10 protein-coding genes are annotated in these 15,218 nt (G+C 68.1%); 3 read left to right on the top strand and 7 right to left on the bottom strand.

Annotated elements, in window-relative coordinates; translation table 11 throughout:
- Nucleotides 1-23 precede the first annotated feature (23 nt).
- Nucleotides 24-491, top strand: a complete 468-nt coding sequence (locus DBO33_RS00055) for a hypothetical protein (RefSeq protein ID WP_107653206.1) — start codon at nt 24-26, stop codon at nt 489-491.
- A complete protein-coding gene (locus DBO33_RS00050) occupies nt 488-847 on the top strand; it encodes a hypothetical protein (RefSeq protein WP_199856495.1) in 360 nt (119 codons plus the stop codon). Before DBO33_RS00055 ends, DBO33_RS00050 begins: the two co-directional genes overlap by 4 nt.
- 108 nt (nt 848-955) lie before the next feature.
- On the opposite strand, the gene DBO33_RS00045 is transcribed toward DBO33_RS00050, so the two are convergent.
- From DBO33_RS00045 to DBO33_RS00035, 3 genes are all read right to left on the bottom strand, one after another.
- The gene (locus tag DBO33_RS00045) at nt 956-1,711 is read right to left on the bottom strand and encodes a lytic polysaccharide monooxygenase (protein ID WP_107653205.1); all 756 of its coding nucleotides are present in this window, start codon (nt 1,709-1,711) and stop codon (nt 956-958) included.
- Nucleotides 1,712-1,967: 256 nt separating this feature from the next.
- Nucleotides 1,968-2,876, bottom strand: coding sequence for a glycosyltransferase (locus DBO33_RS00040; RefSeq protein WP_234390613.1), 909 nt, complete (start codon nt 2,874-2,876; stop codon nt 1,968-1,970).
- A gap of 190 nt (nt 2,877-3,066) precedes the next feature.
- On the bottom strand, nt 3,067-6,198 hold the full coding sequence (locus tag DBO33_RS00035) for a (Fe-S)-binding protein (protein WP_107653203.1): 3,132 nt from the start codon (nt 6,196-6,198) through the stop codon (nt 3,067-3,069).
- A 455-nt stretch (nt 6,199-6,653) separates the two neighbouring features.
- On the opposite strand from DBO33_RS00035, the gene DBO33_RS00030 reads away from it, so the two are divergent.
- Entirely contained in the window at nt 6,654-7,370 is a 717-nt protein-coding gene (locus DBO33_RS00030; protein WP_107653202.1) for a hypothetical protein, read from the top strand.
- A gap of 57 nt (nt 7,371-7,427) precedes the next feature.
- On the opposite strand, the gene DBO33_RS00025 is transcribed toward DBO33_RS00030, so the two are convergent.
- From DBO33_RS00025 to DBO33_RS00005, 4 genes are all read right to left on the bottom strand, one after another.
- Nucleotides 7,428-8,315: an NRDE family protein gene (locus DBO33_RS00025; RefSeq protein WP_107653201.1), complete on the bottom strand. Its 888-nt coding sequence runs from the start codon at nt 8,313-8,315 to the stop codon at nt 7,428-7,430.
- 138 nt (nt 8,316-8,453) lie between these two features.
- Nucleotides 8,454-9,779, bottom strand: coding sequence for a S1 family peptidase (locus tag DBO33_RS00020; protein ID WP_107653200.1), 1,326 nt, complete (start codon nt 9,777-9,779; stop codon nt 8,454-8,456).
- A gap of 110 nt (nt 9,780-9,889) precedes the next feature.
- On the bottom strand, nt 9,890-11,248 hold the full coding sequence (locus DBO33_RS00015) for a S1 family peptidase (protein WP_107653199.1): 1,359 nt from the start codon (nt 11,246-11,248) through the stop codon (nt 9,890-9,892).
- Between the two features lie 1,263 nt (nt 11,249-12,511).
- Entirely contained in the window at nt 12,512-15,109 is a 2,598-nt protein-coding gene (locus DBO33_RS00005; protein WP_107653198.1) for a LuxR C-terminal-related transcriptional regulator, read from the bottom strand.
- Nucleotides 15,110-15,218: the final 109 nt, after the last annotated feature.

Genomic DNA, 15,218 nt, shown 5'->3' with positions numbered 1-15,218 from the left:
ACTAGTTCTGACATACTGGAGGTATGAGTGCGACAGCTACCTGGTCGGAGTTCCTTCGCGATCCGAACCGGGTCATCGAGGCGATGGAGGAGAACGGGGATGTAATCCTCGTTCGTCGCTCCGCGCCGCCCGTCCGGCTGTCCGATGCGGCGGAGTCGGCGGCGACGGAGCAGACGCTCGGTGCCCTGACCCAACTGCTGGCGATCGCACTCGATGACGAAATCCTCGAACGGTTGGTCGGACGGTTGACGATCACCTTTCCCTGGATCGAGCTACTGCCCGAGTCGGAACGTCCAGAGTTCGTAGCCGACTTCCTCAACCATGCGCGGGGTGGGCTCGCTGTCGGGCAGCTCGCCGGACTGACCGCCACCTTGGCAGCGTGGCGGGATACCGCTGCGGCACATGCCGACCCGAGGGTCCGGGTGGACGGCACCGACCTCAGCTATCTCGATACGCCGGTGGTGGTGCGTGACCCGAGGGGTGATGAGTGAGCAAGCGGCAAGATGTGCCGCGACCGCTCAAACGAACTGAATACCAGATCGCTTTCATCACCAGCGAGGCTCAGAAAGGCTGGATCGACTGTCTCGCTGCGGCGCGCAACGCGATGGTCGATGCCTGGGACACGCTCACGCGTGCTCCGGACGTGCAGTCGCCGAGGCTTTATCCCCTCAAGGGCCAATTGCGTTATGGCAGCTACCAAGGACAGGCTTATGAGCGGTACCAGTACAAAATCACCGACGGCGGTCGGCTCTGGTACTTCATCGAACATGCGCCCAAGGACAGTAAACATGCTGGCCGGGTCCTGCTCGAGCGATGCCTGGCAGGACATCCGAAGGAAACGGAGTAGCCGCCGCATGACTGCCGGCTGTCCGGTGCGCGGCGCCTGATAGGTCAACGGCAACTACACGCAGCTGTCCCGGGCCTCGGCGTCGAGGTCCGGGACAGCTGCGTCAGCTCAGAGCTTTTGCCATAGGGCGGGGGTGTTCGGGGGTTCCCAGCCGGGGCTCGCGGTGTGTGCTTGGCGGCACAGGTAGCGGGCGCCGTCGTAGGCGACTTCGTTGCCGGCTGCGTAGCTGGTGCCCACGGCCCACTGCCGGCCGGTGGGCGGGGTGGTGGTCGGCGGCACCGTCGTGGTCGGCGGTGTCGTCGTGGTGGTGGTCGGCGGGACCGTGGTGGTGGTCGGGTTCGAGCCACCGCCGATGTTCAGATCGACGCAGGCGTAGAAGGCGTTGGAGGTGTCGGCGATGTTCCAGATGGCCAGCATCTTCTGGCGTCCGGAGATGCCGCCGAAATTCACGTTGTGCGTGACGGTTTGGCCCGGCTGCTGGTTGTTGCCGGGGAAGACCCCGACCCGGGTGCCGCCGATGTAGTACTCCCAGTTGGACGTGCTGTGCCGCGCGGTGTTCGTCCAGGTGAACGACGCCGACGAACCGACGGAATGCACCTTCCACGGCTTGCTGTCGTCGTTGAGTTCGGCGAACTGGGCATTGTTGCCGTGGCAGTTGCGCAGGCCTTTCGGTCCTTCGACGCTCTGCGGTTCGTACTTGATCGGACCGCAGGACACGCTGCCCGCCGCGCACTGGGCCTGCCTGCTGGCCGGCGAAGAAATGTAGCCGTGCGCGCTGGCTGTTCCGGCCGGGAACAGAACCGCCAACAGGGGTGCGATTGCTACCGCGGCCCCGAACATGGTGAGTCTTCTTTGATTCTTCATGGCGCTCCTCATAGCCTGAGCAGTAGGGGCCGGCGTACTGATCAGTGATCAAATGTGACGTAAACGGGGACATTTCGAGCTCTAATGTGCAAGAAACGATAAGTCGCCCGTGCAGACGGAGCAAGGATCAAGGCGCGCTGTAGCAGCGAGTATGTTGACGTATCGCGGGTCCGAGCGCCGGGATCGATAGCGCCATAAGGGAACTGGTGAACCTGCACAATTCGGCCAGGTTGTCCCCAGTAGTTCCCCAGTCGCGCTACACGTAGAAAGTGCGATGCCGCACGCTGGCACGGATCCGCCCGACCAGCACACCGGCGTGCAATACCCACAGCCCGGTGGGAATCCGGCTGCGCGTCAACGGAATCACCGGATTGTGCCGCAGCACGATCAGCAGCGCCAACCAGGTCATCGAGAGTGGTAATCGCCGGCAGCCGAGCGGGCGATGTTTGACGTAGACCTCGGTCGAGGTACGCCCATAACCGACCGCCTGGCGCCAGGTGGCGCGCAGCGTCGTGCGCAGCCGGTAGGCGACCATCGCCTCGGGCGCGTGCCCGAGGGTGAGCCCGGCCTGCTGGATGCGCCAGGAGATATCGACGTCGTCGCCACCGCCGAGCATGGTCTCGTCGTAGCCGCCGAGCTTGTCGAAAGTCTTGCGCCACATGCCGATATTGTTTCCATGGGCGAACGGCAGATACTGCGTGGTGAAGCGCTGCTCCGGTTCGGGCGTCGGCCGCCAGGCCGCCACCTCGGAACTGTTGAGCGTCTCGGTCTCGATCGGGCCGCCGACCGCGTCGTAGTCCGCGGCCGCGCGCACCAGCGCACTGAGCCATCCGGCGTGCACGCGATCGTCTTGATCGGTGTAGGCGATGAAATCACCCGCCGCCGCGGCGGTCCCCGCATTGCGGGCGTACGGACCGCCCGGTCGCGCGGAACTGTCTATGTGGCGCAAGCGAAGCCGGTCGGTCAGCGGATGCCGGTCGAGGTAGGCGCGCAGGCCGTCGGTCGAGCCGTTGTCACTGATGATCACCTCGAACGGCCCCGAATAGTCTTGCTCGGCAAGTCCTTCGAGCTGCTCGCCCAGATCGGGTAGCCCGTTGAACACCGGGATCACCACCGACACCAGCATCGGTCTGTCGGATTCGGCACCGTTCTCAGACGTCGACACACGCCCCCCTTATTCATCAGTTATGAGAGAACTCCCGATCCCCCAAGATCACCCTTCGAGAGGAGCGTAATAGTAGGACGTATTTTTGCAAAGTGGTCGCTTGGTCAAGGTGTGACGGCGTCGGACACGGATCGACCCGGGTCCGACGTGCGGACCCGGGTCGATCGGAAGGGCTATTCAGTCAGGGCGGTCAGTTCTTTCGGCCGGGAGCCTTCGCGCCGGACTTGAAACCGAGGCCACCCGGCTTGGCCGCCGGGGGAGCGACCGCAGGGGAACCGTTGCCGTTGGCCGGCTGCTCCGTCTGCGAAGCCGTCTCCGAAGCCGATTCCGCCGCAGTGGATTCCGCAGTGGATTCCGCGGCGGGCTCGGTGGCGGGAGCCGGCGCCGATTCCGCCGGAGCCGCGGGTGCGGCCGCCGGAGCACCCGGCGCCTTGGCCCCGGGACGCTTGAAGCCGGACTTCATGGCCAGACCCTTGGCGGGCACCGTCGGCTTGGTTTCGGTGGGCTGCGAAACCGGTTCGGCAGCAGCACTTTCCGGAGCAGCGCTGGTCTCGGCAGCCGCGGGTTCCGCCGAAGCAGGCGCTGCCGGAGCCGGTGCCTTCGCTCCGGGCGCCTTCGCACCCGGCGCTTTGGCCCCCGGCGCCTTGGCAGCACCCTTCATTCCCAGACCCTTGACGGGCTTGGGAGCGGGCGCCTCAGCCGCGGATTCCGCTGCGGAAGACTCTGCCGCAGGCGCGGATTCGGCGGCCGGAGCCGACGCGGCCTTGGCCCCGGGCGCCTTGGCCGCACCCTTCATGCCGAGCCCACCGGGCTTCTTTCCCGGGCCCTTCATGGCCAGGCCCTTGACCGGTGCCTCCGGCGTCGACTCCGCTTCAGCTGCCGGGGATTCCGCCTTGGCTCCAGGTGCCTTGGCGGCCCCCTTCATCCCGAGTCCGCCACCACCGGGTGCCTTCGCCGGACCCTTCATGGCAAGTCCACCACCGGCCGGCGCCGCCTTCGCAGCCGCCGGTGTCTCGACCGAGGGCTCCGGCTCGGGCTCGGTGACCTCTTCGACCGCAGGAGCTTTCGGCTGCTGCACGACGGTGAGGTTCTCGGTGAGCTTCGCCGCGTCGACCCGGTCGATGGCGTCCAGCATCAGCTGCGCGACATCGACGACCTCGACTCCTTCACCCGCGCCTTTCTCCTGCGCGGCGGTGACGCCGTCGTTGAGCATGACGCGGCAGAACGGGCAGCCGGTCGCGATCTTGCCGGGCGTGCTGCCCGGGTTCGCAGCGAGGGTGTTCAAGCCCTCGTCGACCCGGTCGACGTTGATCCGTTTACCGAGCTGCTCTTCCATCCACATGCGCGCACCACCGGCGCCACAGCACATGGAACGTTCGCCGTGGCGCGGCATTTCGACCAGCGTGGAGCCCGAGGCCTCCATGAGTTCACGCGGTGCGTTGTAGACCTTGTTGTGCCGACCCAGGTAGCAGGGGTCGTGGTAGGTGACGTTCTGCGACACCGAGGCGACCGGGATCAGCTGCTTCTGGCGCACCAGGCGGTTCAGCAGCTGCGTGTGGTGCACCACCTCGTACGAGCCGCCCACCTGCGGGTATTCGTTGTTGAGCGCGTTGAAGCAGTGCGCACAGGTGACGACGATCTTCTTTTTCTTGTCCTCGACCCCCTCGAACACCGAGTTCAGCGTCTCGATGTTCTGCGCGGCGAGCTGCTGGAACAGGAACTCGTTGCCCGCGCGCCGGGCCGAGTCGCCGGTGCAGGTCTCCTCGGCACCGAGCACCATGAACTTCACGCCCGCGGTGGCGAGCAGCTCGGCGACCGCCTTGGTGGTCTTCTTCGCGCGGTCCTCGTAGGCGCCGGCGCAACCCACCCAGAACAGGTAGTCGTAGCCGTCGAAGCTATCGGCGTCCTGCCCGAAGACCGGGATCTGGAAGTCGACCTCGTTGATCCAGTTGAGCCGATCCTTGGAGTTCTGGCCCCACGGGTTGCCCTTGTTCTCCAGGTTCTTGAACAGACCGGCGAGCTCGGACGGGAACTCCGACTCGATGAGCACCTGGTAGCGGCGCATGTCGATGATGTGGTCGACGTGCTCGATGTCGACCGGGCACTGCTCGACGCAGGCGCCACAGGTGGTGCACGACCACAGCACCTCGGGGTCGATGATGCCGTTGGCCTCGAGGTCGCCGACCAGCGGACGCTCGGCTTCGGCCTTGGCGGCGTCGGAGATCTTCGCCAGCGCAGCCTCGTCCGGCTTGCCCTCGGCGTCGACCAGGCCGACCTCGTCGCCGCCCATGTCCTTGCGGCCGCCGGCCAGCAGGTAGGGCGCCTTCGCGTTGCCGTGGTCGCGCAGCGACATGATCAGCAGCTTGGGCGAGAGCGGCTTGCCGGTGTTCCAGGCGGGGCACTGCGACTGGCACCGACCGCATTCGGTGCAGGTGGTGAAGTCCAGCCAGCCCTTCCAGGAGAAGTCCTCGATCCGGCCGGCGCCGAAGGTGTCGTTGTCCGGGTCGGCGGTCTCCATGTCGACCGGCTGACCCTTCGACATCATCGGCTTGGCCGCGCCGAGCGCGACGCCGCCGTCGTCTTCACGCTTGAAGTAGATGTTGAAGAAGGCCGAGAACCGGTGCCACGCCACACCCCAGGTGATGTTGCGGCCCACCAGGTAGAGGAAGGCCATGCCGGACATCAGCTTCACGAAGGCGAACAGCGCCACCATGGTGGTGTTCGCGGGCAGCAGCTTGGCCACCTGCATGGTGAAGAAGTCGGTCGCGGGATTCGCATGACCGTAGGCGGCGATCTTGCCCGCCTTCACGAAGATCATGCCGAGGCCCTCGATCAGCACGATCAGCTCGATCACATACGCGGGACCGAACTTCGAGCCGCTGAAGCGAGACAGCCGCTCGGGCAGTCGTGGGTGGTTCAGCTGGCGGATGACGATCAGCGTGCCGATGCCGAGCACCGTGCCGATGCCGAGGATCTCGTCCCACAGGTGGTAGATCGCCCAGTTGCCGATGATCGGCCAGTGGAAGGCGGGGTCGAAGGTCTGACCGTAGGCCTCGAACCACAGGATGGCGCCACCCATGAAGCCGATCATCACCAGCCAGTGCGCCCAGCCGACGGTGCGGAACTTGGCCATCCTGGTGTGCGCGAGGAACTCGATGACCATCTGCTTGAAGCGCGGGAAGAACGGTCGCCAGCGATCCGGTGCGGGCTGTCCGATCATGATGGCGCGGACGATGTCCCGGACGCCGCCGATGAACGACGCCCAACACAAGAGGCTGAGCGTCGCCCCAATCGTGCCCAGCGTCACTGTCAGGGCATTCATGTCGCGACCTTTCTCTAGAGGCAACACGAGCGAGGGCGGTTCGGCACCGCCCGATTGGCTCGTATCCTAACCGGCAGTAAGTTACCCACCGGTAACATATGCTACTTGTCGTACGATTCGCACCTGAGCTATGCCCCCTCTTGCTGGGGCTTGACTCAAAATTTACCTGTGATGAACATCACACAAGGTTTGCCGATCCAAGGGCGAGTTCAGGTGATCACCACCGTAAACGTCGAGGCCCCCGGCCTTCTCGGTAAGGACAGGCTTAGTCCTCAAGTCCTGTAATGCATCTCGCTTCTCGGTCGTGCTTGGTTTACGCTCACGACGTTCTGTCTGCTGTGCCTGTCTTCACACTGCTCGGGGAGGATCCGGGGCGACCGCCCGGATTTGATGAAGAGCGCTCTCGCGTGCTGGGGATCGGCTGGTAGGCGACCTGATGATGGATTGGAAACTGAATGAACCTCCGCAGAACCACCGCGGGTGCCGCGTTGGTCATCGGCGCGATGACCATCGGACTCGGAACCGCGCATGCCGAGCCTGTCGCCGCTCCGGCTGACCCCGGCATCAACTACTCCGTCAAGTTGGTGGACAAGACGGTTGTCGCGTCGCTCAAGGGAGGAACCTTCTCGTTGACCGAGGAGGACGGCGCGACCCCGGAAAGTCCGAAGACCCAGATCGCCAACATCAAGAACGAGACGGGCGCCACCGTCATCTCGTTCCCGCTCGAGTTCAACGTCGGCGGCGAGAACGTGCCGGTCAAGGCGGTCGCCAAGAAGGACGACACCGTCCTCGAGATCACCCCGGAAAAGCCTGCTGATCTGGTCGTCGGCGACAAGCCGCTCGGCGTGCAGACGGTGGCCAAGGACATCGCGTCGCCGATCGAGAACCAGCGGGCGCAGAACGAATTCGCCAGCAAGTTCGGCATCGCCACCGCCATCGGCGGCTTCGTCGGTACCGCCATCGGCGCGGTCGTCGGCTTCTTCGTCGGCCTGCCGCTCTTCGGTGTCGGCGGCCTGCTCGGCATCCCGGTGGGCGCGGGTATCGGTGGCATCCTCGGCACCATCGCCGTCGGTGGCCCGGCGCTGCTCGCCGCGGGCATCGAGCTGCTCAACACCATCCAGGCGCCGGAAGGCACCACCCAGTGGGCGGACAAGCCGCTTCCGCCGAAGTAGCATCCACTGCTCGAACGGGCCCGTTTCTCCTCGGAGAAGCGGGCCCGTTTCGCGTTGTCAGGCGGGCAATTCCAGCGTGCCGTCGAACGACACCGCGCCCCGGCGCCTGCCGAACCGCCCGAAAGATCGCTCCGCCATGACGAAGGAACCGTCCTCGCGCACCAGCAGCACGGTGCTCGCGCGGGTGCCGTGCACGCCGTCGGCGATGAACCTCGACGACAGCCGCCGCTCCAGCAGATGCGGCACCCCGGTGTTCGGCAATTCCTCGTCAGCGGCCTTGGCGCGATCGGCCAGCACCGCGAAATAGCGGTCCACGGCACCGGGATCGGACTCCACCACCGCCCGCAGCTCGGTTACGCCGCACCGTACTTTGGGCCAGATGGGCTGTGGGGCGGTTAAATCCGGGTTACCCGGACTCAGCCCTGCCGAGCTCACAAACGTACCGTTGGAGAGGCCGTGGAAGCCGGGGAGTAGCTCGCGCGGCGGTGCGGCGCTGCGATTGCCATGCCACCACAGCGATTCCAGGTCCGACACCACCAGGTTGTAACCGTTGTAGTCGTCGGGCGCGCCCGCGACGTCGAGCACGTACTTCTCCGGGCCCGGGAAATCGCCGCTGGGATGGCGATCCGAGGCGCCCCGCAGAAAATCCATCAGCAGCGCGCCGCGGGACCGGGCATCGCCGCGCTCGCCCTTCGGGTCGCGCACATTGGTCACTGTGGCGAATCGGTTGCGGCCGTTGTCCTCTCGGGTGAGGCCGAGCCAGGTGCCCGGCGGGTCATCCGCGGCCTTGTTCTTCGCGCCCTGATCGCGCCCGGCGAGCAGGCCGGGCACCTCCGGCCACCACCGCATGGACTCGGTCGCCCGGGTGTAGAACTCGTCGCGGTTGGCCGCGACGATCAATCGATACTCCGGATGAGCCCGCCACCCGATCAACACCAGACACATGCTGTCCAGAATGCCGCACCGGTGCCCGGCGCGGCACCGCATCGGTGGCGGAAAGGGCCGCGTAAGGCCAGTGGAAACGTGCCCAGGACAGCGAAAAGGCCGGCAGCGCAACGCTGCCGGCCTTGACGATGGTGCGGACTAGTCGGTGCGGATCCGCAGCCCCGGGTTGTCCGAGAGCACCACGCTGACCGGCTGCGCGAACAGCTGCGGCGTATTGCCGGTGAGCGCACCGATCAGGTTGGGGATCTCGCAGATCGGGTAGTCGGCCACCGACGAGGCACTGGAGATGCCGAGGGCCAGCCTGCCGGTGACGATCGGGCCACCGCTGTCGCCGGGCAGCGCGCAGATGTTGGCCGAGAAGGCCTGGGTGAGCTCACGCTCGCCGACCTGCACGGTCTGGTCCACCGCGTTCACCACGCCGCAGCTGAAGCCGGTCCGCGAACCGGACTTGCAGACCGGGGCGCCGACGACCGGGGTGGCGACGCCGTCGATGCGGATCGACGCGGCGCCGGGCACCCGGACCTCGTTGTTGCCGAAGCGATCTCGCGACTGGTCGGCAATCCGGACGATCGAGTAGTCCTGCGAGCCGAGCACCGACTTCTCGAAGCGGCCGAGCTCGTTGCCGAGCCGGTTGCCGTTCAGCTCGTGCACCCGGGCGGCGTTGTCGTTGCCCGCCGACGGGATGTCCGGATTGCAGTGGCCCGCCGTGACATTCACGATGTTGCCGCTGCGGTCGGTGCCGTTGAAGCCGAGCGAGCAGCGCAGCGAGAGCCGTCCGGCGACCGAGGCGTAGCCGTCGCCGCCTGCCAGCGCGCCGTTCGCCGCGCCGGCGATCTCGCTGGCCTCCAGCGTCGCCTGCTCACCGGCGACCGGCGGCGCCATCACGATGACCCGGGCCGGGTCGATGAAGTTCGGCATCGGCAGGCCCGGCTTGTCGACGCGCACCGCGATGCTGTTGTTGACCGTATCGATCACCACGCCACGCACGAGGGCCGACACCGCCTCGGGCTGTCCGTCGAGCCAGCGCTGGAACGCGGTCTTCTCACCGCGCAGCGCGGACTCGCTCTTGGCCACGTTGCGGACCTCGAAACCCGCTGACTGCGCGGCCGTCCGGGCCTCGTCGGCACCGGGACCCTGGGCCAGCGCGACGACCGCCTTGCCGTTGTCGTCGAGCCATGAACCGGCGAACACCGCCGGGTACTGCCGCTGGGCGGTGGTGGCGAACGCGGCGACCTGCTGGGCCACGTCGGCGCGGTGCAGGTACTCCTCCGGGGAGATCTTCAGATCGCGGGCGACCGCGGCAACCAGTTCGGCGGGCAGACCAGGAGCCGGATCAGGTTGCGCTGTCGCTACTGCCGCCGTCGGCCCGAACAGCAGTATCGCCGCCGAAGCGGCGATAACTGATTTTCGGACCCGGGTCTGTCGCGCAGCTGATCGGAGATGACCTATACGTGGCAGGAGCATGCCCAGACTATATGGGCTCCAGCGCGGTATGCCTACTTATAACGACGCTCTGGTTCGTTTGGTGGTCGCTTTTTTCCGGCATAGCGATCGGCACCGCGTCCGGGCGTGCCTCACCCGGCGCTGGGCCGGGTCCGCACGGTGATGCCGCTGCCGAGTCCGCCGCCCGAGGAAGCGTCGATATCGGCCAGGATCGGCCGGATCGGAATGCCGAGGCTCGCGGTGCCGCCGTACTGCGCCAGCGCGATATTGGCCTCGTTGCAGTCCGGTGCCTCGGCCGCGTTGGAGCCACTGGTGATGCCGAGTGCGAGGGTGCCGGAGACGATCGCGCCGCCGCTGTCGCCGCCGAGCGTGCAGGCGGAGCTGGCGAAGCCGCGCACGATCTTGCTCTCGCCCTCGGAGGTGTACAGCTGGGTCTCCACCCGATCGGCCACCACGAAGCCACACGTGAAGGTGGACGACTGCCCGGACTTGCACACCGGCGCGCCGGTGATCGGGTCGGCGGTGCCGGTGATGGCGATGGTGGTGCCGTTGGCGCCGCGCACCGTCGGCTGATCCATGCCGGCGCGGATCGCGCGGTCGTTCAGCTTGATCACCGAGTAGTCGAGCGCGCTCTGCCCGCCCAGCTTGGCCTGGACGAAGCTGCCCAGCTCCGGGCTGTTCGGGATGTCCTTGACGTTGGGGTAGTAGACGGTGGCCTCTTGGGAGTCCTTGCCGATGTTCGGATCGCAGTGGCCCGCACTGATATTCAGCGCATTGCCCGCCGCGTCGGTGCTGTTGAAGCCGAACGAGCAGACGTCGACGCCCTTGAGCGAGGCGTCGTGCAGCGAGATCGGCGCGCTGATGTAGGTGTCGCCACCCATCGGCCGCCGCTCGACCGCGCCGCCGCTGCCGGGCGAGAGGATGACCTTGATGTTGGCGATCAGGGTCGGCAGGTTCAGCAGGTGGCCCGCCGGAGTGTTGGCGACGTTGAGCACCAGCTGGCTGTTGAGGAAGTCGATGGCGACGGAGTTGATCGCGGTGGAGATCTCGCGCGGCAGGCTGGTGATCCACTGATTCAGTTGCACCAGTGAGCCTTCCAGGCCGTCCGCGGACACCGGGGCGAGCCGGGTCTGGTACCCGTCGGCCGCGGCGATCTTGGCGGCGTCGAGCGAGGTCACCGCGACGACGGGCTTGCCGTCGGTGCCGATCCAGGCGCCCGCGTAGGAGTCCGGGCGTTCCGAGCGGAAGTCGCGGGCGTAGTCGCGCAACTGCTGGGCGCGGGCCGCACGGTCCAGGTATTCCGTCGGGGTCATCTTCAGGTCGCGCGCGATCGCCTGCACGAGTTCCTGCGGCAGCGCGTCGGCGGTCAGCTGCGCGGGTGTCTCCGGGGCCGCCGCGGCGGTGGTCGTGCAGAGCAAGGGTGCGAGGAAAACGGTCGAAGCGAGGGCGACAGCTTTGACCGTGGCGCGGCGCGCCACCAACTTGCGCATGAAATCCCTTCGTCGGCACGCACGTGCCAGCTCAATCCGCGGCAACGGCCCTGGAATCCGTTGGCTCACAGTCGTCCTCCAGCAACAGACCGGGCGCCTGCAATTCATCCGACAACACCGGTCAGCGCATCACTTTAGGGCACAAACCGGGGAAGGGCTCTCTTAATCACCGACTGCCTGGTATCTCCAGGCCGGGGATCGACGGAATCTGCGGTAGGGGCTGGAAAGGCGGTGTAGTGGTGGTCGGCCGCGGGCGGACCGTCGAGCTCGGTGTCGTGGTCGGCGGCTCGGTGGNACCGGCGGCTCGGTGGTCGTCGGCGTCACCGGCACGGTCGGGAAGTTGATCGGCGGTGCGGGCGGCGGCGTCGGGCTCACCGACACCTGATCGGACTTGGCGTCACGCATCGGCGGTACCGGCGTCTCGCTGTCCTCCCGGAACAGCACCGCCACCGCGAAGCCGCCGAGCACCAGCCCGATCATTGCCGCGGCACCGATCAGCAGCGGGAGTTGCTTACGATCCTTGGCCGGCTCGGCCTGCGGGGCGGGCGCGCTCGGCGTCGCGGTCTGCTCGGTGGCCACGGGTTCGGCCATCGGGATGGCCGCCGAATACGCCTGGGGTGTCGGCTCGGAGGCGGGCACGGCCGGGATGACGACGGGGTCCACCGTCGAATTCTCGGCGGGCGGCGGGTCCGGCGGCGTACTGCCCGCCGGGGTGGAGAGCACCGCGGCCAGCGCCGCGCGGGCGGCGTCGTAGGCGAACGTGCTGCCCGTGGTGTCGGTCTCTGCGCCGGGCAGATCGGCCTCGCTGACCAGCAGCACCGATCGCAGGCCCAGGTAGTCCAGGGCGTCGCGCAGCGCCTGCACGTATTCGCGCGGCCAGTCACCGGGGTGGGTCGCGTAGAACTCGGCCGGACCGTTGAGGTGGTCGGCGGTCAGGTTGATCAGGCAGAACAGCGCGGTGGCGACCAGGTCCTCGGCGCGATAGGCCTCGCCGTCGTCGACGGAGATACCCGCCGGGTCGCCTACGGCCAGCGCGAAGCCGGTGATCGCATGCGCGTTCTCGTCCGGTGGCGGTCCGCCGAGCGTGGCGTCACCGTCGTCGGACATGTACAGCAACGACTCACGGGCGATGAACAACGGTTCTTCGTCGCCGTCGGTGACGATCGCCGCCGTGCAGTCGTTCTCGGCGACGCGCAGGCCCACCCCTGTGGCCATCTCAATACCTCGCTTCGGCGTCCCGGCTGACGAATCCGTACTCGCTGGTCACACCAGCAGGGAGCCATGTCCCATGGCACGGAGCATCGACAATAGCTCCGATCGGGACCGGGCACCGATCCGGCGCCGAATACGGGCGACATGATGCTCCACCGTCTTGGCGGAAATGTACAGGCGGGCGCCGATCTCGCGGTAGGTCAGCCCGAGCAGAACCAGCTCGGCGACTTCCCGTTCGCGTTCGCTGAGGATGGCCGTCGGCTCGCCGACGGCCGGGTCGGGGGCGGGTTTGCCGGCCTGCGGCGGCGTCGGGCCGGCCGGCCGGATCGGGTCCTGCGGCCTGGCGTCGGCGCGGACCGTGCGGGCCAGCTTGAGCAGCGCGGTCGCGGTCGGCGCGTCGGCGGCGGCGAGGGCGGCCTCGCTGGCCAGCCGGGCGGCGTCCCAGGTCATGCCGATCTCGCTCAGGCCGGCGACGGCCGCCTCGACCGGCATCGCCGAGACCTGACCGCGCAGCACCAGCACCCAGGTGCGGCCCGCGTCGGCGAGGATCGCGGCGTGCCGATCGCCCGCTTCGGCCGCGGCCTTGAGCGGCCGGGCATGCGGGAGCAACTCCTGCGGGCTCTCGTGCAGGATCGCGGCCTGCACGCCGTACCAGTGGAAGGCGTTGGCCCAGGCGGGCGGTTCGTGCAACCGGCGCAGCAGGGCCAGCGCGGAGTCGACCAGGGGCGCGATGCGACCTTCGTCACGCAAGCGGATTCCGGCCAGCCACAGTTCGCCTATCGGCAGCAGCGCGAGCAAGTCGGCCTCCACGTCGTCGAACATCAGGTAGGCCGCCTGCCAGGCCTTGGCCAGCGCGGCATGATCACCGGTACGCCTGGCCAGGCCGACCGTGACACCGTGTGCGAGCAGCCGGTCGCGCACGTCGAGCGAGTCGTGATCGAGCGCGGCGACCGTGGCCGCCGCGGCGCGTTCGTCACCGCTCAGCATGGCCACCCACGCCGCGAGTACCTCGAGCTGGTGGCAGCGCAGGCCGCTGGCCGTTGCGCGGCGCAGCGCGTCGCCTGCCCGGCGTGGCTCGCCGGTGCCGAGGCAGAGCAGGGTCGCGATGGAGACCGCCGTGCAGGGCAGGAATCGGTCGACGCCGGAGTCCGCGTGTGCGGCCTGGACCAGCGCGGAGACCGCCGCACCTGTGCCGTTCGCGGACAGCCTTGGCACAGTGCGGCTTTCGTCGGTGCCGCCGTGTCCGTTCAGTGAGCCGGCGAGTGCGGTGGCGATCAGCCTGGCATGGGCGTTGGCCTCGGTCGGCGGCCACTGCGTCGCCGAGCCGGACATCTCCACCGCGCCGGACCGGTCGCCCGCCAGCGAGAGGACGGTCGCCCCGATGGCCCAATCCGCGCCGACGCGCTGCGCGCCCAGCCACGAATACAATTGCGCCGCACGGGCGACCAGGCCACGCCGGGTCAGTGCTGCGGCACAGATCCGCACGGCGTCGGCGAGGTCCGCGCCGGACACCCCGGAGCGGGCCAGCACCGGCTCGGCCAGGCGCATGGCTGTCTCGCCGTCGCCGTTGCGGCCTGCCGCTTCGGCCCAGCGCAGCGCGATGAGATCGGGGTCGGCGCCGGTCGCAGCGGCCGCCGCGTAGTAGCGCACCGCCTCGCGGCCCGCCTTTTCCGCTGCGGCGGAGAGGAATTCGGCCAGCCGCGGGTCGCGGACGCCGGATTCGGCGAGCAGCAGCGCGGTGTGGTCGCGCAGCAGTCCCGCATCGAGTCGCGCGCCGAGCAGCTTGCGCTGGACCGCGACGAACCGGCGGTCACCGAGCAGCGTGCGCAGCGGCGCGACGGCGGGGGTGAGCAGCAGGTCGGCATCGGTGACCAGAGCGCTGGCCCTGGCCCGATCGATGAGCTGCTGTGCGGCAACGGGTTCCACGCCGAGCACCTCGGTGAGCTCGCTGGCGTCCAAGCCCGCGCCGGTGGTGGCGACGACGAGGGTTTCCAGCAGGTCCGGCGCGAGATTGTCCAGCAGCGACCGCGCCCATGCGGCGACGGCGGCGTCGACCGCGCCGATGCCCGCGTCGAGCCGGGCCGAGCAGGCGGCGGTCAGCGCGGCGACCACGCCGCCGCGGATGCCGTCGGTCTGCCGGTGGATGTGCTGGGACACCTGGCGCGGCACCATCATGCCGAGCTCCCTGGCGAACGGGGCGATGTCGGCCACGCCGAGGGCGCGCAGATCCACCACCCGGCCGCGGCGGGCGACGGTGTCGGCCAGCGCGCGCAGGCGCAGGTCGTGCGGGCGCGGCTGGGTCGCGATCACGACCGTGCGTTGCCCGGATTCCACCGTGCCGCGCAGGTATTCGAGATCCGCCTGGCTCAGGGTGTGGGCATTGTCGACGATCAGCGCGGGGCGAAGTCCCGTCGACGGCGCAGATCCGTTGGGAGAGCTGACGATCGGCTCGGCGCCGTGGGCCGTCAGCACGTCCTGGAGGGGGATGCCACGGGCACGGAGTCGGGTGCGGATCTCGTTGAGCAGCGTGGATTTACCGGTTTGCGAGCGGCCGCGGATGAGGTAGACGACCGGTTCGTGGTGGGCGGAGTCCAGCTCCCGGAGGATCTCGCGTGCGGACGGCAGGGTGTCGAACGCGATGTCAGCCACCGTTTCCTCCGAGGATCTCGCCGGGTGCGCGCAACACGGTGCCGACGGTGTTACCGACGGAATCGATGGGGTCCTTCAGTACGCCGGTCGGCAGGCTCGGGGCCTGCGG

Source organism: Nocardia suismassiliense (assembly GCF_900269665.1).
Classification (GTDB): Bacteria; Actinomycetota; Actinomycetes; order Mycobacteriales; family Mycobacteriaceae; genus Nocardia; species Nocardia suismassiliense.
Note: the sequence above shows the minus strand (reverse complement) of the source record. Positions and strands in the feature narration are given on the sequence as shown.